Source organism: Paenibacillus sp. CF095 (assembly GCF_900101225.1).
Taxonomy (GTDB): domain Bacteria; phylum Bacillota; class Bacilli; order Paenibacillales; family Paenibacillaceae; genus Paenibacillus.
In genome coordinates this window covers 24,350-49,077 of the sequence record NZ_FMZN01000008.1, presented here as the reverse complement: position 1 = coordinate 49,077, position 24,728 = coordinate 24,350, and the positions used below count along the sequence as shown (strand labels likewise).

Below are 24,728 nucleotides of genomic sequence, written 5' to 3'. Positions count from 1 at the left end.
CACGTTCATGCACAGGCGTCTCTTGATTTTGGTTGTATAATTATCCACATATCCCGATATTCACACAGTTATGAACAGATTGTCTGGTAACCCCGAATTCGTTCGGGATAACTTCTCTTTTTAGAAAATAATCCAGTAGAGCAATCCTGCCAGTCCCGCAGTAATCGGAATCGTAATGAACCACGTAATAATGATACGTCCAGCTAGTCCCCATTTCACAGCAGAGAAACGTTTCGCGGAACCTACACCCAGAATAGCTGATGTGATCGCGTGCGTCGTACTAACTGGAAGGTGAAGCAACGTTGCTGTGAAAATAACGGAAGCAGCTGACAGATCGGCGGCGAATCCGTTGATCGGTTCAATTTTAAAGATTTTGGTACCCATCGTTTTGATGATTTTCCAACCACCAATGGATGTACCCAGAGCCATCGCGGTTGCTGCTGAGATTTTAACCCACAGCGGCACTTCCAGATGATCTTGTACACCTGCTGCAACCAAAGCAAACGTAATAATACCCATCGCTTTCTGTGCATCATTCGTACCATGTGTGAATGCTTGCAGTGCAGCCGTGAAAATCTGTACCGTACGGAAACCTTTATTCACGTTATGCGGACTGCGTTTGGCGAAAATATATTTGAGAATCGTCATGACCACATAACCGATGGCAAACGCAATCAGAGGTGATAATAGCAAACCTCCGACGATATCAATGAATCCGCTCCATTTCACTTTATCAGATCCTGCGCCAACAAGCACGGCACCTGCAAGGGCTCCGATAAGTGCATGTGATGAGGAAGACGGAATACCAAACCACCATGTAACCAGGTTCCAGATAATCGCTGCGATCAAGGTGACTATGACGACCTCGATCCCGTTATCCAGCGTGGTGGGGTCGGTCACACTCCCCCCAATCGTCTTCGCAACGCCTGTAAACATCATCGCACCGACAAAGTTCATCACCGCTGCAAGAAGGATCGCACGACGTGGCGTCAGTGCCCGTGTTGATACCGAAGTGGCAATGGCATTCGCCGTGTCGTGAAAACCGTTGATGAAGTCAAACGCCAGTGCAAGGAAGACGACTATACCTAATACCCAAATCGTTGTTTCCATTATTCTCTGGCTCCTTAAGAATTACGCATAATGATGGATTCGAGCACATTCGCCACGTCTTCACAAGCATCCGTTGTTGTCTCAAGACGTTCGTAAATTTCCTTACGCTTGATCAGTTCAATCGGATCAGACACGGTAGCGAAGAGATGTTTGATACACATGCGCAGCACTTCGTCGCCCTGGTTTTCCAGATCATTCAAACGAATGGTGTATTCACGGATGGCCAGCAATTTTTTCTGTGACAGCAGATGGATCGCCTTCTGAATTTCGTAAGCCGATTGGCGCAAAATTTCAGAGAACTGAACGATAAATTCGTCCGGATCCGTCAGTTGGTACATATAGAAACGGGAAGCCGTTGCTTCGAGTCCGTCCAATACGTCATCAAGTGTTGTTGTCAGCTCCATAATATCATCGCGTTCGATCGGCGTGATAAATGTTTTGTTGAGTTCTGTAATGATCGTATGCACGTAATCATCACATTTCGACTCGTACTTCTTCATTTCATTGGCAAAAAGAGTCACATCCTGAAGGTTGGAAACATGCTGGGAGAAATAATCTGCCGCTTGAACAACCGTATCTGCCATATTCTCCAGTGTCTCAAAAAATATATCCTTCTTCTTCTTAAGCTTCATAGCTCTATCCCCTTTACGAGAAAAATTGCCGATAACCGATGAAACATGAAATGACAACCTTTGATATCTTATCATATTTGTTTCATGGTTTGTACAAAAGGTGTGATCCTTTTTTATATTCTTATCACATTAATCTGAAATGAATCTTAATTATTTGGAATAATGGTAAATTCAAGTCAAGATTTTACACTGCGTTTACAATTCGACATCAAATTTCAAAATCGACACGATTCTACTTTTCACGCCAAGGTACAATATCATGCCTTTTCGACGACAAAATGGATACATGTTTCATCGTTTTCTTTCATTACATCCTTTTATTGCTGCACAGCCAGCTTCACATGACTAGAAAATTCCGGTTGATTGGGAACAATGCTGATAAAGGTTTTACCAGGCACAAGAGCAACTTCACTGCCACCCTGAACAAACCGTATAATATCCCCCTGCTTCTTCACCCACTGCCCACGAATCATCTTGCCCTTCTGAAACAACATGGCTTCCCCGCCCTGTTCCAAATTAACGGACAACCGCCCTACACTATCAAGCACTTTGTGATCTGCACCTGCCACAATGATGTTCGCTGCGCCAAGTTGAGTTCCATTATCCAGATCCTGATCTGCCTTACCATTCACCATTCTCATATATCGTCCGCTAACTTCATCATAATCATACGTCACCCGGTAACTATCCAATAAATAATGGATATCGAATTGCTTCACTGCCTCTCCTGTGGATGTCGCGCCTTCTTCGTTATAGATGTATACGGGAGACTTGAAATCATGGCTATACCCCTTGATATCTGCCCCTTCTCTCAGCTTGTCCGCTGAAGTATACAGATTATGTGGGGCTTTACGATCCGAGGAACGCCAGAAGTAAGGTCCACCATTCGAGATTTCATCCATATGCTGTTTCTGCTGCCTTTGCAAAATGGAATACGCCTCCGGACTGCCTCCGGCATGAACAAGTACCCCATCATAACTCTCACCGATCTCAATCAGATATGGACGTATACTGCGAACAGGTCCAACCGTCTCCGCACCGCCTTCACTCTGGAAGATGGCTATGAAACGGGTAATGCCACCCTCTGCGAGGACTTCAAGAATGATATCGGCTGAACTTAGACCCGATTGGGGCCGAGCTGCTGGTGCATTATTAATCATTACGGCGAGTGGTCGACGCGTAATCGCTTCATCTACAGGCAGACCCGTCAAAGGTGCTGTATAGAGAGATGTATTGGACTCTTCCACAGTCTGTTCTTCTTGTACAGGTGCAGGTGTCGGTTCTGGCTGAACTGGCATCTGCGCCACCTCCTGGTTTTGGCAGGCAACAAGACTTAATGAGAGAATAAACAGAGATGCAGCCGATGCTGCTTTGTTCCATTTAAAAAGCTTCAATATAGGACCTCCTGAACGATATGGCCTGGTTCTAAGTTGTGATATATGTCTCATGTAGGCAACCATTTCACGTATTTCTTTCCATTTAATCACACCCCATCCGATTTGTCTGCGCCTAGAAGGCCTTGATACAGCTTGAAATTTACATTTGAAACAGCGATTTGGAAGAAAAATATGTCCTAAATGTGAACTTCTCAAACCTTACTTAAAATTTGAACTAGATTGTGATTTTAATCACAAACAAAACGACTTTTGAACTATACAATAAAGACATCAAAGGTGATCACTTAGAAAAAACAAAAACAACACACACTAAATTCCATGAAGGAGTGGTTCATATGTTCAGCTTCAACCAATGGCTTAGAGAAAACAAAGTAGCAATGTGGATTTTGACAGTACTTCGGGTGTATATCGGTTATGATTGGATGACTCACGGATGGAGCAAATTGACTGGCGGATTCGAAGCTGGCGGGTTCCTTGCAGGGGCATTGGAAAAAACAACGGGTGATCATCCAGCAGTTCAAGCATGGTGGGGAACGTTCCTTGAGAAATTCGCAGTACCAAACGCAGGACTGTTCGACTTCGTTATCCCATTGGGTGAATTCCTTGTAGGTTTGGGTCTCATCCTCGGCTGCTTCACTACACTGGCAGCACTGATGGCTATGGTCATGAACTTCGCGTTCCTCTTCTCGGGAACAGTAAGCACAAATGCTCAACTGGTTGTAATGGAAATCTTCCTTGTCGTTGCTGGTGCAAATGCAGGTAAAATCGGTCTGGATCACTGGGTACTGCCTTACCTTCGCGGATTGTTCACTCGTAACAACAAAGGCAATCAGCCTAAAGACACACCAACGATTAGCCCAACTCACAAAACAGCTTAAGCAATCATTCATAGAATTCTCGGCCCTGCTCCCAATCCCCCTGGAGAGCAGGGCTTTTTACTTTTCAAAAATGGCCTGGATGCTCTGCCTGACTTGCTCAGCCACAGAAAATCGTATTATGATGAAATAAAGTTGAACTTCAAAGGAGTACACGATATGCCGACCCAGCGACGTCTTGAGACCGATGCGGATTTTCAGGAAGCCATGAATATGAAGTATAAGGTTCGAGTTTTTAAAGATAATCACCAGATTGACTCGGGTGGCATCATTATCCGTTTTGACAGCAACACCGTAGTGGTACAATCCAGTGTCAGTGAGCTCGCTTATCATTCGCGTACAGACTGTGAATTGTTCGAAATCCGCAAATAAAGATCTATTGCATGAATAAGTCCTCGTATTGAAAAAAGGTTACTGTATCCCACCAAGGGTGTACAGGAACCTTCTTTTGTTTATATATTGTAATTGTATGCATTAATACACGTTATCCGTACGAAACTGGCTTCAAACACCATAATCAGGCTGTTGTCTGTTCCAAGTTACACGCCGTCTCCAAACTGCCAGCAGTTCAAACTGAGCGTTCCATAAGGATAAGACTGGAATAAACGCTTCGCTGATCGGGACATATCCGCTGTACCCATGGCGTAGAACAAAGGCGCAAGGTGTTCTGTGCCATACGACGGAACTGCCGTGCGTGCGTGAGGGGCTTTTTTCTCATATTGAAACAGCTCTCTCGTGTTCCACTGCTCCAAGCGCTCCCCGATCCAGTTATCAAATTCCACCGCCCACTCTTGCGGTTCATCTGTATTGCCAAGCAATCGTAAATTGTGAACCGTTCCACCACTGCCAATGATCAGCACATCATCATGACGCAGCTGTTCCAGCATTCGGCCAATATCATACTGTTCCTGCGGCGTACGCAGCGAGTCTACAGATACAGCAATCACAGGAATGTTAGCCTCTGGATACATATGGAGTAACGGTACCCATACGCCATGATCCAGCCCTCTGCCTCGAATCGGCTGATGTGCCAGATTGCTGCGGGTGAACAACGCACATATCTCGTTCGCTAAATCTGGCTGCCCAGATGCAGGGTATTCCATCGTATACATCGTAGAAGGAAATCCGTAAAAATCATGCAAGGTCTGATGTGTATCATCCATCGTCACGGACGGTTCAGGACAATCCCAATGCGCCGTAAATACAACAATGGCTTTCGGAGCCGGCAGCCTGTCTCCAAGCTGGTTCAAGAAGTGAGTGTAGTCATTGCTCTCCACCGCCAGAGCGGGAGAACCATGCGCAATGAAAAGTGCGGGTAATGTCATTGCTGCCAACCTCCAGACACGGATAGAATGCTTACTCCTCTATTTTACCCTTAAGAAGGCGCTTTTCCAAGCTGACATCCCCAAACAGTTGTAATCCTGCCACTTATATCATCCAGTGCTGCCAATCCTGCTCGATCTTCTGACGTTCGCCCAGCCACTCTCTCGTACGCGTAATGAGCTGTTCCCGCTCTTTACCTGAAGAGAAGGTGTGATCGCCCTGGAAGATGATCTCCTTGTCGCAACGACCTTCCTGACGCATCCAGAATACCTTTTGATACAGAAAGGCGTAGTCTACAGGGATAATCTCATCTGATGTACCATGCACGACGAGAACATCTCCGCTAAACTTAACTGCTTCCTGGAATGGCTGTTGTTCAGCAAGAGACTCGAAGAATGTTGGTGTGAATTTGTATCCGAGATAATCAGCCGCACCCAGTTTCACGCCTTCATCGTATACTTCCCGTCCCGTAATCTTCACGATATCATTGAATGGATAACCCACGGAGGACCACATCACCAGGTTCTTAACACGTTTGTCACGTACAGCAGTTAGCAATGCAACGGCACCACCCAGACTATGACCAATCAGCGTAACACGCGTAGGATCTACATCACTGCAATTCACCGCGTAATCCAGCACCGAACGGGTCTGCAGCACCATGGACTCCAGTCCCTCCGCTCCATACTCCCCACTGCTCTCTCCGCAACCGATATAATCGAAACGCAGGACCAGATAACCGTCTTCAGCCAGCTCCCGTGCAGTCTTTACAAACAAACGGTCCACGCCGATCCGGCTACCAACGAAGCCGTGGCAGATGACTGCCAGAGGTACGCGCTGCTGACTCTTCCCCTCCTTGATATCTTTCACAACCGGATAATGAATGGTGGCTGTTAATTCTTCCTGTCCATGACGGATACTGATCTGACGTTCCATACCGATTTCCCCTTTCCACGCTTAGCCTGTTGAGTTCCATTTATTAAATATATATAATCCGATAAGTTTAGTGTGTATTAAGATGTTATTCATATATTATCATCCCGTACCCTGCAAGTCAACGTAAGTAAGAACCCTTTCTACGTTGACTGCTAATCTACATTTTATCGGTTGATAAGCGCAAAAAAATGAGCCAAGCTGGTGACAGCTGGCCCCGATATCATTTGGAATTCAAACCAAGTGTTGCAGGATCGTTATTCGTAGCTTCTACGGAACATCTCGTGGGTCTCCACCCGTCCGTTCCACTCATGCTCATGCCCCGAATCACTATTGTCCCAGAAACTTCTTCCCCTCAAATTGCCATCTGTTAGTTCTTCTGCATACTCCGTATCTTCAAGGTTCTCTTCAAAGGATACAACCTCGTCCACGACTCCACGGGAGTTGCTGTTCATTAGCAGCTTCCGCGTCAATTCTGTTTGTTTATCCATAACAAGCACACTCCAATCTTGGATTTCTGTTGGAAATGCTACTATTGTGATGGAAACGGCTGCTCTTTATGCATACTTCACACAATCGTTAGATCTGGGAGGCGTGAGGGATTTTTTTCACATGAACGGGGGAAAATAAACGAACAATCATTGGCAGCATATGCCTCGGAGTCCTTATGCCGAAAGGAATGAATTCATGGAACATCTACTGGAATGGATTCAACATCACGGTAAACTGGTGCTGTTATGCACCTGCGTTATACTGGCCTGTGTATGGATATGGGTCCACCATGAGCAGCTTTTTTATAAGGAATGACTTTGCGAAACGAGAGCCCTTCCCGTATACTAAAATACCGTCAGGGTCTTCAGTCAATTGGAAGATCAGAACGTGTGTAGACAGGGGGAGCAATCATTGGGGATTTCCTATAAGAAGCTTAAAGAAATACAGAATCGGCAAATAACTGAGATGAGTCGAATGACACCTGAACATGTGAAATTGTATGACGAGATCAGCACAATTGCGCGTCATGCGCCAGCGGACGAGAGAACACAGGAAGAATGGATTCTCTCCGCAGGAAAAGCGATCGTACAGGCTCAGCGGGATAACAAACCCGCTCGCGAGTTATACGGACCTGATCTGGAACAAGACATCCATGCACAGCTCGGGATAACAAATACAGCACCGGAGAAGACAAATGCCGTTGAGGTGGGTAAATCCAGCCCAACCCGTGGTAATAGTCCATCAGCTTCATCGAAAAAGAAAGCCAACGCTGTAGAACCACAGTCAACGGAGAATCCAGAGCCTGTGAAACGGACACCAAAGTGGTATGCCATGATTGCTTGGGCGGCTTTGTCTTTTGTCATGTTGATTCAAGGATGTGTGGGATTGTTCGTGGGTTGGACTGGCGGAGATACGGAGCCGTTCCAACACATCAGTCTGTTCTCTCTAATCGTTGCGGCAGTTGGCGGTATCGCATTGGTGGAGATGCTTCGCCGCCTTGCTGAGCGACCGGACGATGAAGGAGCGGACAAGAACACCGTACCTAAGGTTAACCTCAAGGGAATCATCATCTACATCTTCATCGTAGTACTCGTGCTGTTTGTAGGGTATCCACTGCGTGATAAACTTCCGGTCTTTGCACTTGCTCCGTGGGTAAGTGCGGTGATCGGCATTGTGGGGCTTGCAACGTTAAGGCCTTTATTTGGACAAAAGAAAACAGCATAACACGTATATAAGCGATTAAGGGGCCTTGAGGGTCCCTTTTTCATGTTCTGACGAATTTAACCCCTTCTGATATTAGGTACACGTAACATGGGCACGGGAACGCTCACGAATTCGTGAGGTCTTTTTCCATTTGGAGCTGGTTCCGATGTTTGATTCCTTTGCCTGGTGTCTCTCCAAACTCCCGCTTGAACATCCGGATAAAATAGTTCACTTCCATTCCTACGGTCTCTGCCGCCTCTCGCACACTTGCTCGTGGATGCTTGTCCATCCAGTCCGAAGCCTTCTTTAAACGTAATCGTTGCATATATTGATGTCCTGTCACGCCATAATGATGATGAAATAGTCGGTTGAGATGCTGCACCGAATAACCCACTGCGTCAGCAACATGCTTCAATAACAGATCGTCCTGATAGTGCGTATGCATCAATGATACTGCTCGGATCAGTGCATCCTTGCTCGGATCGGGCTCCCGATTAGAGTGTTTTACAGCTACGTCACGGGCCATCGATGATCCAGCACCTCCAATACCGACATCAGATGGAATTTTCGATTGTGCTATATCTAAAATAAGCTGGTAGATAAGGGCTGATGTGTTCCACATCTCCGTTGCTCCTCGATCCAGCCCATGCCAGAGATTGGTCATCCGTGACCAGATGATTTCAAAACCAGAGATATGACACGGCTCGTTCTGAAGTAAACCCGCGGATTGTAGTACCGATCCAGCCGATGTACCGCCAATACCGATATAACCCAGTTCTCCTTTGGATTTGGAATGAGGCACATACTCATGCGCAACTTCGGGTTCCACGATGAATAACTGTCCTGCTCCCATCGTCCATGTCCCTTTTCCCGTTACCTTGAACTGCCCTTCACCATCGCGTGACAAAAACAACTGATACACCGGAAATCCATCCGGTCTATGCAGAACTTTCTCTTCCTGCGTCCCCACACAATACAGGTACAGCGGCAACCGGGAATCCGGCAGGCCCGTCAAACGAAATGCAAGCATTCCATCATTCCTTTCGGCTCATAGGCTTCTAGCTTATTCCTTCTATTATCCATCCGTTTGTCCTGTTCCAACAATGGTCTAAGGAACCTTTTTAGCGACAAGATTTTCAATTAGTAAGTGAGGCAGTTGCGCTAGGATAATAAAAAAACTCCCTTTTCAAATGAAAAGGGAGTTTGAGTAGATAAACAGTAATTCATAGTTTGAAACACGTGAGCCACAAATTTATGGTGATGTTGTATTATTTGGATCTACCACTGGGGTATCAGAAGCTGGACTACCTGTTGCTGGCTGCTGAGCAGCTGCCAATGTAACTGGTGCAGGACTGGATAAAGCGTTAATCGTCGCTTGCTGTTGATCCGCAACAGACAAGACATACACTTGATAAGACGTTCCAGCAACAATTGCATCGCCATCTGTATCTTTTGAAAGGGTCAGTGTCAGGTCTTCTTTAGATCCTGTTACTAAAATTTGGAATCGATCAGTATTGTTTACACCGTTTGCTACAGGTAAAGTAAAGTTAGAACCGTTTTTCACAACAAAAACTTTATATTGAGATATTCCTTGTTCAGTTGCATTCGGAGTAAGATTAATTTTTATTGCAGGTCCTTGAGCTCCAGTTGCATCGGTTGCAGTAAGGCTTGCGGCCTTCACTTCGACCGGTTGTTGCTGTTTCGGATTCACCTTAATGATATTAGACGCTCCAGAAAGACTTGATTCACGTGTGTTGCTGTCAGACACGGATAAGACAAAGACCTGATAGGATTTGCTTGAGTCGATTGGAGCTCCATTAACATCAGTTGTAACCGCAAAAGGCTGGACGTCGGTACTTGACCCATTCTTAGATACACTCAAGTAGTTATTTAATTTCAAAACTGCTTTAGCTGTACTTAAGTTAAACACATCAACCTGACTTGAAGGCACTATCATTATTGCATAATTGGAAATTCCAGTGTCATTCCGGGGCTTCGTGAAAGTAATCAAAATATCTGTTGCATCCCCTGTTGCTTGCGATGCCTCTTTCACAGCTGCCTTAACACTGCTCACTGCTTCCACTGTAGACGTAGTGTTTAATTTGATTATGCCTGATGCTGAAGAAAGCGCATTTGACAGGGACCCGTTGTTATTTACAGCTAAAACGTATACACGATATTCTACACCGTTGATAATCTTGCTACCATCCGTCGCTATTGTCCCACTCGGCAATGTGAACGATCGGTTATTTCCCGTTTTACCCACTGACGTATAGTATGCACTGTTTAAAGCACTCGCCGTAGACAGGCTCAACGTACTATTCGCCTTCACTACGAACACTCGATATTCTCTTACATTCGTCTCATCTGCGGATTTATTGAAGGTTACCTGAATATCGCGACCATCTCCATTATCCCCAATGTCCGTTGCAGCCACATTACTCGGAGCCGTTACAGCCGCGTTCTGTGTCAACGTAATTTGGGAAGAGTAACCAGACAAAGCATTTTGACTGGAGTTTCCGTTGTTATTCACCGACAGTACGAATACCCGGTAAGCAACATTATTCGTAATGGTATATCCATTGGTATCTACCGAATAGTTTTGAAGCGTAACGGACAGGTTACCACCCGTTTTGTTCACCTGCGTATAGTTGTTCGACGCATTAGCTGCGCTTAGTGTGAAACTGCCCACATTAGCGGAACGAACTACATATACTCGGTAGGCAGAGATTCTGGATTCATCCGCAGCTTTGTTGAAAGAAACCCGCAGATCACGACCATCACTGTAGTCGCCGATATCCGCAACAGCCAGGTTGCTGATAACTCCCGCGTTACCGTTCGTTGTCAGTCTCAGCACAGTGGAGGAAGCTGACAGCGCATTGGTGTATCTATTTTGCTGGTTGCCCACCGCCATCACAAAGATGCGATAATCTTGCAGATTCGTTACGTTATAACCACTTGTGTCCTTCATGGATGAAGGCAATGTCGTTGTAATGTTGTTGCCTGTTTTGTTCACCGTATAGTACAGACTGGAGGACAGGTTGCTTGCTGTTGTCAGATTAAAGCTGCTGGCAACCGAGTTGCGCACCACAAAGACGCGATAATTCGCCACCTTGGACTCATCCGATGAACGGTTGAAACTCACCTGGATATCACGACCATCTCCATAATCCGAGTTATCTCTCACTTGCGTAATTACCGGAGATGTTGCTGTGTTCACGGACAACGTAAGTGAAGAGGATGCCGCGGACAACTTGCTGTCTGTTGTTGTATTAGTGCTTACCGACAAGATGTAGACCACATACGCTGTGCCGCTTTTGATCAATTCGCCGGACGTATCCCGTGTTGAAGAAGTCAGCTGGCTTTTCACTGCGGTACTATTTCCTTTGTATATGATCGTGGAGTTAGCACTGGATACTTTGTTCGCCGCAGCCAGATTGAACGCAGAAGAGTCCTTTGCTTTAACAACAAAAGCACGATAATACGTAATGTTCGATGTCGTGCTCGGCTGCGTGAAGTTAATCTCCAGATCGCGGCCATCGCCATAGTCACTAATATCTGCAGCACGCAGGCTTGTAACCGCCTGTACTGTGGATTTCACATTATTGAGCTTCAATGCTTGGGAAGACCAGTTCAATGCATTTTTATAATTATTGCTGCTGTTACCAACAGTCAGTACATACAGGCGATACGTTTCATTGCTGTTAAGCAAATCCCCGTTTACGTCACGTGTCTGTGCACTAAGTGTCAGTTTCGGGTTGCTGCCATTCGGTGTAACAGATGTATAGTTCGCAGAAGGTACAGCAGTTGCTGAGGACTCCGTGAAGCTATTCACATCGCGAGTTTTTACCAGCATAATCCGGTAAGCAGATACCGCCTTCTCTGAAGTTGGACGTGTGAAGCTCACCGTCAGGTCACGACCATCTCCGTTACTTCCGGATACCGAACCATAGATGTTCCATGCAGCATATTGTGTCTCATCCACTGGTGGCGTTGCCGTTGTCTTGATATCTACACGTTGATTGCGCGAGTTCCAGAATACTTTCTCTCCAAAAGCTTCACTGACAAAACGAATGGGAACCATTGTGTTGCCCTTAATCGTGTTTGCAGGTACATCCAGCGAGATCGCTTCCCCGTTGATGTATGCCGTTTTGGAACCGAGTGTCAAAGTAACTTCCTGATCGTCGCGAGTTGCAACAATCGTTTTGGTTCTGTTCGTGTACTGTACCTTCGCATCCAATCCTTCAAAAATCGACCGAAGCGGAACCAGTACGCGTCCACCTTTCATCACAGGTGCCTGAGCAGATGATAACTCTGCATCATTAATATATATGCTGATTCTCGCAGCTGCATCCATAACCGACGTTGGAAGTGCGGACATCAGCATGGCCGATACAGCCAGCGCTGACATTACCTTCTTCACTTGTTTTCCTCCCGCTTTCCTCATATCCCATATCCCCATTCTCACATTTAGTTAATCGAAATAGATTCGCTGTTCTTTTCATTAATTCCTGTATTTACCTATGCACAACTAAGACGTTCCGATCAGCTCAAAAGTTTCCAGTTGTACAAAAAATATTTTCGCAGAAATATTCCTCTATCTTCCACCCTCCAAAAGTTAAAAATAACAGAAGAATTTGTCACCATTCCGCAACCACATCCTGCCCCAATTGCGTTAATGTATAGTGACTAGTGAACAACACCTATCATTTTCTTAACTACGGGAGGTTCATATCTATGACATCATCGTTCCAATCTGCCACACGTAAAAGCATGCGCACCTTCATTACAGCCACCGCTATCCTCATGCTGCTACAAACGGCTATCGCTCCATTATCTGGAGTCGCTGCTGCCGCATCTTCCAGTACAGATACCAACAAAGTCACGACTGCCAGTACAACAACCATATATAAAACATTTCAGTCCATGCTCTACAAAAAGAACGGCTTGCCTGCCGCGGATACTTATCTCGAATCTCATATCGATCAAGTTACGACTCATCATGCAACCCTGATGGTCTTACAGCTGGAGAATGCCCGCAACAAGGCGTTAACAGCCATGACGGACCGCCTGCTTGTTCCTAATGTTCAGGACAAGATGATCAAGGCATACAAGTTGAATGATAGCTTCACTCAACTCATGTCCCGCACCAACGACACCAGTCTGCGTGCACTACTTCAACAGGCACGGGATAGCGGCTATCGCCTGGTTATGCTGGAAGGTTCCCTCTATCCGATCATGAATTATATGGCTTTTCAGAAATATATCTCGTACGTGAAACCAGACATCAAACAATACATTAATATCATGGCAGTTGAAACCAGCAACCTTGCCGCCGATGATGGTGCACTGGTCATTGGCTATCAGGAGATACTCAATCGCGCTTTGAATCAGGAACGATTCCTGAACGAATATCCGAAGTCCAATCGATTACAACAGGTGAAGAACCTGATGAATAACTATACCTTGTATACGTTTTATGGCCTGAATAATACGCCTTTATTTGACTATGAAACGAACAAAATGACAGCCAATGCCCAGAAAGGTTACAAAGCTGTCTTACAACGTAACTCATCCGAAGACAGTGCCTTCCTGACGAAACTCGAAAAGTTCATGGACATCGTAACCGAAGCCAAATTCGAGAAAACCGCTACTGTCGAGAAATGGCTGGAACAGAATGTGCCGGTCAGCGACTATGCGAATTATTAAGTTAATCTGTTCCCAGGTTAACATCCGTTTCAAATTCAGGCTGAATTCCAACAGATAACCACAACAAAAACCGCCACAGGATTCGCTCCTGTGGCGGTTTTCTTCAAGCTTCTATCATCAAAACTGACTCAATCCGTCAGCTCCCTGTGCTACTGAATCGGTTTGACCATATGATTATACTCATGTCCTGCGATGACAATCACATCGTCTTTGACATATCCCTGCCGTTCGTACAGCATTAGCGCACGGCCGTTGTCCCGTTCTACAATCAGGGATACCTGCGAGTGACCCAGATCTCTGCCCTGCTGCTCAAAAGCAGCCATCAGTGCCCGGCCGATGCCCTGCCCCTGATATGCTTCACTTACCGAGAGAGTATCCAGATAATACTCGCCCGGACGGGTTTCTTTGACCAATGCATACTTCTCTTCCTGGCTTCGTCCAGGGCGATCCAGAATCGGCTGGTCCAGACGATCTGCTTCACCGCCATCATAGGCCACCAGAATCCCCGCAATCAGCCCATCCTGCTCCATCACTGTCACATGACGATAGCTAATCCGGTTGTCTTCCTGCACATAAAACGCCTGCAAAATCTGCATCGCCTTCTCATGATCCGCCTCACCCGCTAGCGCATATGCAATGTCTCCTATCGCCTGGTACAGCAAAGGAATGACCTGATCTGCATCTTCCATACGCGCAGGTCTGATCAGAGGAGATTTTTCTTGGTGATCTGATTGCATACTGGAATGTTTCATCAGATTAACATGTTGAACAGATTCAGATTTTTGTTAAGCTCGGTATAGGCGATACCTTTGCGGTTCATACGTTCAATGAGTGGTTGGTAATCTTCCTTGTACATCAGCTCGATGCCCACCAAGGCAGGACCATTTTCCTTATCATGCTTTTTCGTATATTCAAATCGGGTGATATCATCATTCTTCCCTAGAACTTCCTCCAGGAATTCACGTAAAGCTCCTGCACGCTGCGGGAAATTAACCATGAAATAATACTTCAGACCTTCATAGATGAGGGAACGTTCCTTGATCTCCTGCATCCGATCAATATCATTGTTCCCGCCACTAATGACGCAAACCACTGTCTTGCCCACAATTTGCTCACGATACTGCTCCAGCGCCGCAACAGCCAAGGAACCGGCAGGCTCAACCACAATCGCATTTTCATTATAGAGCTCCAGAATAGTTGTGCAGGCTTTGCCTTCTGGCACTTTCACAATGTCATCAAGTATACTATTGCAGATATCAAAGGTGAGATCACCAACACGTTTCACCGCTGCGCCATCCACAAATTTATCAATATCATCCAACGTCACAACCTGTTTGCGGAACATCGCCTCACTCATGGAAGCTGCCCCAAGTGGCTCAACTCCAATGATGCGTGTCTCTGGACTCACGGTCTTCATGTAGGTTCCCACGCCGGCTGCCAACCCTCCGCCACCAATCGTCACGAATACATAGTCGGCATTCTCATCGAGACTTTCCATAATTTCCATCGCTACCGTACCATTACCTGCAATAATCTTCGGTTGATCAAAAGGATGGATGAACGTCATGCCCTGTTCGTCACATGCACGCATTGCTTCTGCATAAGCATCATCATACGTATCTCCGATCAGCACCACTTCAACGTTGCTGCCGCCAAAGCGTCTCACTTGCTTCACCTTCTGGTTGGGTGTTGTACTCGGCATGAAGATTTTGCCGTTAATTCCGAGGGCATTACAGCTAAAAGCAACACCCTGAGCATGGTTGCCTGCACTCGCACAGACAATTCCTTTCTCCATCTCAGCTGGTGTCAGACTGCGAATCATATTATAGGCGCCTCGGATTTTGAACGAACGCACCACTTGAAGGTCTTCCCTTTTCAGATACACATTACAGTTATATTTGGCCGACAATACAGCGTCCCGCTGTAACGGCGTTCTTACAATGACCTCACGCAGCACATGATGTGCGCGCACGATATCTTCCATGCCAACACTGGCACGGCTGGTTCCCGTTGGTTCTTGTTCAACTGGTTTCATGTTGTCTCCACACTCCGCTTTTATGGTCTATATAAGTTGAACTAAAAGTTCATTTACACTGACACTACGATGACAGAATAACCCTCCAATCGCTGTTATCCCCAGATTTTTTCGATTCCCTTTTCCCAAGGGAAAAATCCGGTGATAGCGTATGCTTCCGATGCAGCTTTCTTTCAGAAAGCTTTTAGGCGAACGCTTCGCTTTTTCAGGTTCTTTCTGTCCTCTCCGTTATCGTGTAAATCATTAATTCAACTTATCTAGCAATGTCGCGCACTGCTTTTCTTTGTATTGTATCACTTTTGTTCTGTTCTTGCGCCTGAGCTCACTTCATTTATCATTCGTACAATTTCATCAATAATGACCTGAGGGTCTGTATACATAACCATATGTCCCGATTGATCCGCCCCAATCCATCTCGCATTGGATAGCTGGCTCACCGTCTGGCGATGCGCCGTGATGAGGGCAGGTCTGATTTTTCCCTCTCCCTTGCCCGGTTTCGTACCCGAGATTACGCTGACTTCCAGATCACTGAGAGACGGAGGATGTTCCAGCAGCGCTGCCATGTCATTCAGGAATGTCTTACCTTCCGCAAGCATCGTGCTGGCTGCCCGTACAGTGAAATCCTCCTTGAGGTGATCCGCCGCCACATCAGCAGGCTGAATGCTTCCAGCTTTGCTGCCAAGCAACTTATATAAGCCAGTCCGCGCCATGATTGGAATAATGAAACCATTGATGGCAAAGCTCTTTCTAGTAAGCTTGGAAAAATACATTTCGCAATGCTCATCTGATGGATCTACCAGGATAATGCCACGTAATCGAGATAGATGTGCAGCTGCCGCAGCCCGTACAATCGGACCTCCCCAGCTATGTCCAACCAGAATGAATGGGCCCTGGCCCAGAGCGGTCAGCAGTTCTCCAAGATCCCCTGCAATGCGTTCAAGGCTGCGGGGAGCCGAGTCGACATCACTTCGTCCTGCCCCTGCCCTGTCATACACGACAGCACGTGCATGCTCAGCAATGGCTGGTGCAACCAGTCCCCAGTTCGATCTGGAGGCGCCCATACCGGACTCAAATACAACCGTCAGCTCTCCTGTTCCCCTGGACATATAATGTATTTTGCGACCATCGCGGGTCTGAACAAACGCACTTGAACCAAATGTATGTGAGCTAGGGTTAGGATTCATATTCCCCTCCTGATTACAAGCATAGTCATCTTTCACCGAATCTAATTGAAAATGATTATCAATTACTTCATTATAGAATAATCCATGCTTTACGACAACCATGTTGCTTCAGCAAGTTAGAGCAGTCCTGTCACCTCTGTCACGTTACTAGGATCATCCCCCATCCCACCGTTCCTTTCACCACTTTTTCCTTATGCAAAAAGAAAACCCGATCCATAATCGGATCGGGTAACTGTACCAGCCAATATGCGGCTGGCTATCACATACACCTTCTTGTTGCTTCGTGCGCAGTTCCTGCACGATCGCATAATCGTAATCGCTTAATCCAAGGATGGGCTCCTACTCGGTTTAAGGCCGCAGCCCCTTATCCCCGAATACCATGATCCTTGTTGTTCAACTGCTCCAGAAGTTCATTCATCGCTTCTTCCGTCATGGCCCCACCGCTAAACGCAACAAGTGCACGCAGCGGCATATATTTCATCATCGCATCCATCATATCTGCATGATCCCCGGCATCATCACCGCCGAACCCACTGGCTTCCTGGAATTGTTGCAAAGCCTGGTCCAGCAGCTTTTTATGGGCCGGATCACGCTGGATATCCCCCAATGTACTATTACGCGTATAGGTTGGAAGGAATGTCGCTGTAGACTCTACGTTCACACGTGTGTGCACATGAATATCCCTTGAGGAACTGCCTACCTGAATATCGAACTCTCCGGTCTCCACATGCCAGTCTTTCATATTTACGTTGTAATAGGCGAATGAACGCTTGTTTAGTGTAAAGCTCACTACTTTTGATTCTCCAGGTTCAAGAGCCACCTTGGCAAAAGCTTTCAATTCTCTCACCGGACGAATAACTGTGCTCTCTACATCGCTGACATACAGCTGTATAATCTCCTTACCCGCTCTGTCTCCGGTATTGGTGACCCTAACTTGCACGTTCACCTCATCCTGATCTGTCAGTTCTGTGCGATCTACCTTCAGATCAGCATATTCAAATGTCGTATAACTCAGTCCATAGCCAAACGGGAACAGTGGCTCCAGCTCTTTTTTGTCATAATAGCGGTAACCAACAAAGATGCCTTCACGGTAATCGACATGATCCCCTTCACCCGGGAAATTCAGATAAGATGGATTATGACTGAGTTTGGCAGGGAATGTCTCTGCCAGTTTACCGGACGGATTCACCTCTCCGTACAACAGATCAGCTATCGCTCCACCAACAGCCTGTCCACCAAGATAAGCTTCGAGCACGGCTTGCACCTGCGGTAGCCAAGGCATCTCTACTGGAGATCCGTTGCTCAGCACAACGACGACACGTGATTGAACCTTCGCAATCTCTTCGATCAGCCGAATATGATTGTCAGGCAGACGCAGATGGGCACGATCATACCCTTCGGATTCATAACGATCTGGCAATCCAACAAACACAACAGCGGTATCCGCCGACTGCGCTGCCTGAACAGCCTCATGCATTAATGTCTCATCCACATCATCCGCTTCAATCCGATAACCTGGGGCATACGAGAAGGTTACACCTTCGCCAGCCACCTGGGTCATCTCTTCCACAATATCATCCACTTTGGTCGGATTAATATGGGAACTGCCGCCGCCCTGGAAGCGAGGTTTGCGAGCAAATGCCCCGATTAACGCCACTTCGCCTTCACGTCCCAGCGGCAGGATACCTTCTTCATTTTTCAGCAAAACCATACTCTCGGCTGCCACCTTGCGCGCAAGTTGGTGATGCTCATCCTTGTTATATGTAGCCCCGTCTTGCTTTTGATCAACAGCATTGAAGATCAGCGTAAGCAGACGCTCCACCGCCCGATCCAGCTTGTCCAGCGACAATTGTCCGCTCTCTACGGCATCAATCACTTTACGCTCACCAATTCCACCGCTTGTTGGCATCTCCAATTCCAATCCCGCTGCAAGGGCGTCTGCACGTTCATTGACCGCGCCCCAGTCTGATACCACAAGGCCTTCGTGACCCCATTCGTCCTTCAGAATATCCGTAAGCAACCATTCATTCTCACCTGCATACGTACCGTTCACCTTGTTGTAGGAACACATTACTGTCCATGGTTGTCCATCCTTCACTGCACCTTCGAAGCTCGCCAGATAGATCTCACGCAGTGTCCGTTCATCTACTACCGCATCAATCGACATGCGCCGTTCTTCCTGATTATTGACTGCAAAGTGTTTGAGAGATGTACCCACACCCTGGCTCTGCACACCCTGAATATGACCGGTAGCCATCTGCGTAGATAACAACGGATCTTCGGAAAAGTATTCAAAGTTACGTCCGCCCAATGGGGAACGTTTAATATTTACACCCGGACCAAGCAGTACCGCTACATCCTCGGCCTGACATTCCTCACCCAAGGCTACCCCGACCTGACGCGCCAGCTCCTTGTCCCATGAACTAGCCAGTCCTGCCGCAGACGGGAAACAGGTTGCAGGTACGCTCGACGTAAGTCCTAGATGATCTGCACTCCCATCCTGCTTCCGCAGCCCATGAGGTCCGTCCGTCACCATGATGGACGGAATGCCAAGACGCTCCACCCCTTTCAGATGCCAAAAGTCCAGTCCCGAGCACATACCCGCTTTTTCTTCCAGTGTCATCCGCTGTACCAGTTCCTTGATGTTACGTTCCACATTAACCCCTCCAGTTCATGATGTTGATACATAGCTATATCACTAAGCATACAAGGTTATCTACCACACATTCAAATGTTTACCCGGTTAGTAACGGTTACATAACACCAGTCCATCATTTCCTCTTTCTGACGATGACTAAATAAAAAGAAAAAACAGCCCGATCTTCACGATCAGGCTGTCTCTATACGTTTCATAACCGTCTATCCACCCAATTTACGCCTGAGTCTTAAACCAAGCTGCCGCGGCTTCTGCTTCGGTACGAGTCAATTGATGACCCTGACGCTCCCAATGTGTGTTTAAATCGGCACCTGCACCGCTCAGCAACGAAGCAAGTTCCTCCGTTTCACGTCTGGGTACAATCGGATCATTCTCGCCCGCACCAATGAACACAGGCAGACCTTTCAGATCCGGCAGTTCGAGTCCGCGCAGCGGTACCATCGGGTGATGCAGAATTGCACCTTTGAATACATCTGCTTGATGGAAGATCAAGCTTGCCGCAATGTTGGCACCGTTAGAGTAACCCAGTGCATACACGTTGGACCGATCAAAACCGTATTCCACCGCAGCTGCATCGACAAAAGATCCCAGCTCAGCCGTACGAGCAATCAAATCTTCTTCGTCAAAAATGCCTTCGGCCAGACGGCGGAAGAAACGGGGCATCCCGTTCTCCGATACATTACCCCGCACCCCAAGTATGCCAGCTCCTGGTGCGATCATCTCCGCCAGACCGATCAGATCATTCTCGGTTCCGCCTGTGCCATGAAGCAACAGGATTGTTGGAGCATCCGGCTGAGCACCTGCTTTATAGATATGTTTCATTGTATTGGTTGTGGTCATGATTTGGACTCTCCTTTCCATTCACGTACTTCAATTCGTGGCAACAATTGTTCAATCTGCTCACGCTGTGGTTCATACCATTCAGGCAACATCAGTTTCTCACCCATGCTCTCTGCTGGTTCATCCCGTGCAAATCCCGGAGGATCCGTAGCCAGTTCGAACAATATACCTCCCGGCTCCCGGAAATACACAGCGTTGAAGTATTGACGGTCAATGACTGGCGTTGGATGATACCCGGATTGTTCAAGATCCTGCTGAATTTGTTCATGCTCCACGTAATCTTTGGCACGCCATGCAATGTGGTGAACCGTTCCAGCTCCACCAATCCCGCGCTGGATACCTGTTGACTGAATATCGATGATCTGACCAATATCGCCGCTTGCCTGAAGACGAAGGAGTCCGTTCTCTTCACCGACTTGCTCCAGACCCAGTTTGCTCACCAAGACGTCCATGGTTTTCTCAGGAACGTGGCTGAACAATACGGCTCCACCAAATCCTTTGATGGCATGCTCCGGTGTCACACCGTTGAAACTCCAGTTGCTTGGCTGACCGCCTTCACGCTCAACCAGTTCAAGCAACAGACCGCCTTTGTCGAAGAAACGAATGTACTGCTCACCAAATCTGGTTTTATTTTCATATGGAATATCGAAGGAAGCAAGACGTTCTTTCCAGAAAGGCAGGCTTCCTACAGGAACCGCATATACGGTAACTCCAGTCTGACCGGAACCAATGACACCTCTTCTTGAATTTTGCTGTGGGAAAAAGGTAATGATTGTGCCCGGTGCACCCTGCTCATTCCCGTAATACAAGTGATACACGTCTGGTGCATCAAAGTTAATTGTTTTTTTCACCAGTCTGAGCGCCAACACACCTGCATAAAAATCAACGTTTTTCTGCGCATCGTCAACAAAAGCTGTAATATGATGAATTCCTGAAGTTCTGAACATAATCTCCACTCCCTTGGTTTTAGTTGTATCATAGGTTATTTTTGCTTCTTTTATTTATTGCTTTTCGTTATTTATCTTTAAATTAAGATTCTTTAAATTTATATTAATCCATTGGACCACAATATGCAAGCTTTTATTTTAAAATTAAGATTTAATACAAAAAGCAGGCCCCGATCACTCCGGGAACCTGCTTAGCGTTATAACGATTGATTAGGTTGTTTCGTATTCCTGTATTACGTTTGTATCACTGCTTCTTAAACCAGTTTCATTCTTTTTGGTGGATTCACCAAATCTTTATGCTCGTATTCATCCTTGATATCTCCGACAATCTCTTCAAGGATATCCTCCATCGTAACCATACCTACCGTAGCACCTGTCTCATTTTTCACGGTTGCAATGTGTACACGGCTTTGCTGCATCTGGATCAGCACATCCTTGATTGGAGAACGCTCGGAGAAACTCGGCGTATTATGGACAAATGTCTCCATATTAAAGTCTCTGCCCGCAGCGACACTCGTCAACATTTCTTTTGTGTTAATAAAGCCCACAAAGTGCGCCTGATCCCCATTCGCAATAACAGGGTATCTGGTGTATTCGTGTCGATTCAGCGTTTCAATGATCTGATCAAGCGGCATTTCCTTATTCAACGTAACAATTTTATCTCGTGGAATCATGATCTCCTGAAGCAAACGTTCATCAAAAGCAAAAATGTTTTTGAGATAGTCCAGCTCCGTCTGGTTGATCTCGCCACTCTCGTAGCTCTGTGCCATAATCAGCTTCAGCTCTTCTTCGGAGTGAACGGTATCATGCCCGGCAGGTTTTACACCAAAGATACCAAGCAACAGACGAGCAGCTCCATTCAGCGCATAGATGAACGGATTCATGATTTTACCGAACCAGTACAGTGGTGGTGCCAACAACAGCGTCATTCTCTCTGCAAACTGAATCGCCAGCGTTTTCGGTGCCAATTCACCAATAACCACGTGCAGGAAGGTAATGATCGCCAGAGCAATACCATAGGAAAGCACGGTAGACAATGCCGCCGGCACTTCCATGCGCTCAAAGAGCGGATGAAGCATTTTCTCAACGGTAGGTTCACCCAAGGCTCCCAATACCAGCGCCGTGATGGTAATCCCCAATTGACATGCTGACAGATAATAATCCAGGTTGTGCGCCACTTTTTTGGCCAGTACTGCCTTTTTGTTACCTTCCGAGATCAATTGATCGATTCGGGACATCCGTACTTTAAGAATTGCAAATTCGGCTCCAACGAAAAAGGCTGTCAGACCTATAAATACGGCTACTAAAAATAAATTCAAGGCTATTATTCCGTCCAATGATTTCCCTCAACCTGAGGGATTCACCTCCATTAAAATTTAAAATAAGGTTGCACGAGTGACGTTCCGGTGACGGCTCGTTCTTCCGATCGCCATTGCCTCCAAATTTCCCTGATTGTTGTTTTCAAAGGTATAGAATTGGTTTGCAAACGCGAACGCTACGCTTCTTTAGAATCGATTCCGTCCCCTACACTGTTACGTTGCCAAAACATTTAAATTCTGAGGGCCGTCGACCCTAGATTACAGTTATGATCGAACCAACATTACGCCAGATCGCTAGCAGCTTCCTCAACCTGCGCGCCGTTTACCCGCTCCAGAAGAACTTGCTTGATGTGATAATTTTCGGTATCAACAACGGTCCAGACATAATCGCCGTGTTCTACTGTGTCGCCTTTTTCCACACCTACACCCTTCTGGTACTGAATCCATCCGGCTACGGTATCCATCTCTTCATTTCCTTCAAAGCTAAGCCCGAACTGCCGCTCCACTTCATCCAAAAGTACCCGACCATTAATGAGATATTGATTCTCTCCGGTCTCCTGGATATCAGCCACCTCATCGGCATCGAATTCATCACGAATCTCACCGACCAGCTCCTCCAGAATATCCTCCATCGTAATAATTCCCGAAGTACCGCCGTATTCATCCACAACCACGGCCATGTGTACACGTTCCTGCTGCATTTTAATCATCGCATCCTGGATACGTGTAACTTCGGAAACAAATGGGATCTCACGAACGAACTCGCTTAGTTGATATGATCTTGCGGCTACCATGTCAGGCAAAATCTTCTTCACATTCACAACACCGATAATGCGGTCCTTGTCCCCATTCTCGATGACAGGGTAACGTGAATAGTTATGTTCATCCAATATAGGAATAATATCGTCATAGGTCATATCCTGATCTAATGTCACCAGTTCCGTACGTGGTACCATGATGTCTTTGGCATCACGTTCGTCGAACACAAATACATTTTCCAGATATGAAAGCTTGGTCTTGTTGTTCTCGTCACCTTCATAACTCTGGTTCATGATGATCTTGATCTCGTCCTCCGAGTAGGCTTGATCATGTTTGGCAGGCTTCACACCGAATCCTCGCAGAAGAACACGAGAGGTTCCATTAAGCGCCCATATGAACGGATACATGATTTTACCGAACCAGTATAGTGATGGGGCAAGCATTAATGTCAGTTTTTCTGAAAATTGAATCGCCAGCGTTTTCGGTGCCATCTCACCAACAACCACATGCAAAAACGTGACGAGGATAAAGGCAATCGCATAGGAAGCAATTGATGAGATCGAAGCAGGTACATCTAAATAATTGAATACCGGGTATAACAATCTCTCAACCGTCGGTTTGCCGAGCGCTCCCAGTCCTAGAGCAGTAACCGTGATACCGAGCTGACAGGCTGACAGATAATAATCCAGGTCCGAGACAACTTTTTTGGCAAGTACTGCCTTTTTATTGCCTTCGGCAACCAGTTGATCCACTCTTGATGTACGAATTTTGACTACAGCGAACTCCGATGCTACGAAAAATGCAGTCAATGCAATCAAGATAATAAGTAAAGCGATATTCAATATGGTAATTATGTCCAATGATTTCCCCGGTTCTCAGGGATTCACCTCCAGAGATAGTTACAGCGTGATCCGTTAACTAGGTTAACCATTCATGCGCTGTTTGTCGTTCATCATGGCGTATGCCTTATATGAAATCGAATAATGATCATATTTGTATATGTCGTACTGTTTGACCTTGTAAAATACAAAACAGGAATTCAAGATGAAGTCAATGACTTGCAGAAACTTCTTCATTCAAATCGGGTTACCCCTCATGCTGTCAATTGTTCCTCGCTTAACTCCACCTAGATTCGCCATTTGGACAATTTACAATATCGCCTACCCAATAGATATCCACCTCCCCTCGTACTCATTCCTGTTTCCGAAAAGTATACCATGTTTCCCGCTCAACCATCCAGTTGCACGTTATGGTTTGCCACAAGCTTACAGTATAATGTTCACAAATTAGTCTCTATGTATGTTACGTACTTTA

21 protein-coding genes are annotated in these 24,728 nt (G+C 46.4%); 4 read left to right on the top strand and 17 right to left on the bottom strand.

Translation table 11 applies throughout. The features are described from left to right. Nucleotides 1–120 precede the first annotated feature (120 nt). The 3 genes from BLS69_RS29530 to BLS69_RS29520 form a co-directional block, all read right to left on the bottom strand. The gene (locus tag BLS69_RS29530) at nucleotides 121–1,110 is read right to left on the bottom strand and encodes an inorganic phosphate transporter (RefSeq protein ID WP_062836232.1); all 990 of its coding nucleotides are present in this window, start codon (nucleotides 1,108–1,110) and stop codon (nucleotides 121–123) included. Nucleotides 1,111–1,124: 14 nt separating this feature from the next. Beyond that, nucleotides 1,125–1,742 (bottom strand): DUF47 domain-containing protein, encoded by a 618-nt coding sequence (locus tag BLS69_RS29525; RefSeq protein WP_076215091.1) that lies wholly within the window; start codon nucleotides 1,740–1,742, stop codon nucleotides 1,125–1,127. Between the two features lie 317 nt (nucleotides 1,743–2,059). After that, nucleotides 2,060–3,136 carry a DUF3048 domain-containing protein gene (locus BLS69_RS29520; protein ID WP_091038812.1) on the bottom strand — a complete coding sequence of 359 codons (1,077 nt, stop codon included), beginning with the start codon at nucleotides 3,134–3,136 and terminating at the stop codon, nucleotides 2,060–2,062. Nucleotides 3,137–3,474: 338 nt separating this feature from the next. On the opposite strand from BLS69_RS29520, the gene BLS69_RS29515 reads away from it, so the two are divergent. After that, nucleotides 3,475–4,017, top strand: a complete 543-nt coding sequence (locus BLS69_RS29515; RefSeq protein WP_091038811.1) for a DoxX family protein — start codon at nucleotides 3,475–3,477, stop codon at nucleotides 4,015–4,017. Between the two features lie 156 nt (nucleotides 4,018–4,173). Continuing rightward, entirely contained in the window at nucleotides 4,174–4,386 is a 213-nt protein-coding gene (locus BLS69_RS29510; RefSeq protein ID WP_017690673.1) for a hypothetical protein, read from the top strand. Between the two features lie 167 nt (nucleotides 4,387–4,553). Here the strand turns inward: BLS69_RS29510 and BLS69_RS29505 are convergent, their stop codons facing one another. The 3 genes from BLS69_RS29505 to BLS69_RS29495 form a co-directional block, all read right to left on the bottom strand. After that, nucleotides 4,554–5,339 carry a DODA-type extradiol aromatic ring-opening family dioxygenase gene (locus tag BLS69_RS29505; protein WP_062836227.1) on the bottom strand — a complete coding sequence of 262 codons (786 nt, stop codon included), beginning with the start codon at nucleotides 5,337–5,339 and terminating at the stop codon, nucleotides 4,554–4,556. A gap of 103 nt (nucleotides 5,340–5,442) precedes the next feature. Further along, nucleotides 5,443–6,273: an alpha/beta hydrolase gene (locus BLS69_RS29500; protein ID WP_091038809.1), complete on the bottom strand. Its 831-nt coding sequence runs from the start codon at nucleotides 6,271–6,273 to the stop codon at nucleotides 5,443–5,445. Between the two features lie 254 nt (nucleotides 6,274–6,527). Continuing rightward, nucleotides 6,528–6,761 (bottom strand): hypothetical protein, encoded by a 234-nt coding sequence (locus BLS69_RS29495; RefSeq protein WP_091038808.1) that lies wholly within the window; start codon nucleotides 6,759–6,761, stop codon nucleotides 6,528–6,530. Between the two features lie 412 nt (nucleotides 6,762–7,173). Between BLS69_RS29495 and BLS69_RS29490 the strand changes: the two genes are divergently transcribed. Continuing rightward, nucleotides 7,174–7,986: a DUF1129 domain-containing protein gene (locus BLS69_RS29490; RefSeq protein ID WP_091038806.1), complete on the top strand. Its 813-nt coding sequence runs from the start codon at nucleotides 7,174–7,176 to the stop codon at nucleotides 7,984–7,986. 103 nt (nucleotides 7,987–8,089) lie between these two features. On the opposite strand, the gene BLS69_RS29485 is transcribed toward BLS69_RS29490, so the two are convergent. Together BLS69_RS29485 and BLS69_RS29480 are read right to left on the bottom strand one after the other, a co-directional pair. Next, the gene (locus BLS69_RS29485) at nucleotides 8,090–8,995 is read right to left on the bottom strand and encodes an AraC family transcriptional regulator (protein ID WP_091038804.1); all 906 of its coding nucleotides are present in this window, start codon (nucleotides 8,993–8,995) and stop codon (nucleotides 8,090–8,092) included. 222 nt (nucleotides 8,996–9,217) lie between these two features. After that, nucleotides 9,218–12,388: a copper amine oxidase N-terminal domain-containing protein gene (locus tag BLS69_RS29480; RefSeq protein ID WP_176873157.1), complete on the bottom strand. Its 3,171-nt coding sequence runs from the start codon at nucleotides 12,386–12,388 to the stop codon at nucleotides 9,218–9,220. Between the two features lie 314 nt (nucleotides 12,389–12,702). Here BLS69_RS29480 and BLS69_RS29475 point away from each other — a divergent pair, with 314 nt between their 5' ends. Then, nucleotides 12,703–13,674 carry a hypothetical protein gene (locus tag BLS69_RS29475; protein ID WP_091038800.1) on the top strand — a complete coding sequence of 324 codons (972 nt, stop codon included), beginning with the start codon at nucleotides 12,703–12,705 and terminating at the stop codon, nucleotides 13,672–13,674. Nucleotides 13,675–13,823: 149 nt separating this feature from the next. Here BLS69_RS29475 and BLS69_RS29470 read toward each other — a convergent pair whose 3' ends face one another. The 9 genes from BLS69_RS29470 to BLS69_RS32360 form a co-directional block, all read right to left on the bottom strand. Continuing rightward, nucleotides 13,824–14,411, bottom strand: coding sequence for a GNAT family N-acetyltransferase (locus tag BLS69_RS29470; protein WP_091038799.1), 588 nt, complete (start codon nucleotides 14,409–14,411; stop codon nucleotides 13,824–13,826). Between the two features lie 14 nt (nucleotides 14,412–14,425). Beyond that, the gene (gene ilvA / locus BLS69_RS29465) at nucleotides 14,426–15,709 is read right to left on the bottom strand and encodes a threonine ammonia-lyase IlvA (RefSeq protein WP_091038797.1); all 1,284 of its coding nucleotides are present in this window, start codon (nucleotides 15,707–15,709) and stop codon (nucleotides 14,426–14,428) included. Nucleotides 15,710–16,002: 293 nt separating this feature from the next. After that, on the bottom strand, nucleotides 16,003–16,893 hold the full coding sequence (locus BLS69_RS29460) for an alpha/beta fold hydrolase (protein WP_091038942.1): 891 nt from the start codon (nucleotides 16,891–16,893) through the stop codon (nucleotides 16,003–16,005). Between the two features lie 364 nt (nucleotides 16,894–17,257). Next, complete coding sequence (locus BLS69_RS29455; protein WP_091038796.1) at nucleotides 17,258–19,549, bottom strand: beta-glucosidase family protein; 2,292 nt, start codon at nucleotides 19,547–19,549, stop codon at nucleotides 17,258–17,260. A gap of 216 nt (nucleotides 19,550–19,765) precedes the next feature. Next, entirely contained in the window at nucleotides 19,766–20,371 is a 606-nt protein-coding gene (locus BLS69_RS29450) for an alpha/beta hydrolase (RefSeq protein ID WP_091038941.1), read from the bottom strand. A gap of 14 nt (nucleotides 20,372–20,385) precedes the next feature. Continuing rightward, nucleotides 20,386–21,336: a ring-cleaving dioxygenase gene (locus BLS69_RS29445; protein WP_074093485.1), complete on the bottom strand. Its 951-nt coding sequence runs from the start codon at nucleotides 21,334–21,336 to the stop codon at nucleotides 20,386–20,388. A gap of 254 nt (nucleotides 21,337–21,590) precedes the next feature. Further along, complete coding sequence (locus tag BLS69_RS29440) at nucleotides 21,591–22,673, bottom strand: hemolysin family protein (RefSeq protein ID WP_091038793.1); 1,083 nt, start codon at nucleotides 22,671–22,673, stop codon at nucleotides 21,591–21,593. A gap of 263 nt (nucleotides 22,674–22,936) precedes the next feature. Then, nucleotides 22,937–24,274 carry a hemolysin family protein gene (locus BLS69_RS29435; protein WP_091038792.1) on the bottom strand — a complete coding sequence of 446 codons (1,338 nt, stop codon included), beginning with the start codon at nucleotides 24,272–24,274 and terminating at the stop codon, nucleotides 22,937–22,939. Between the two features lie 63 nt (nucleotides 24,275–24,337). Further along, nucleotides 24,338–24,490 carry a hypothetical protein gene (locus BLS69_RS32360; protein ID WP_176873155.1) on the bottom strand — a complete coding sequence of 51 codons (153 nt, stop codon included), beginning with the start codon at nucleotides 24,488–24,490 and terminating at the stop codon, nucleotides 24,338–24,340. Nucleotides 24,491–24,728 lie beyond the last annotated feature (238 nt).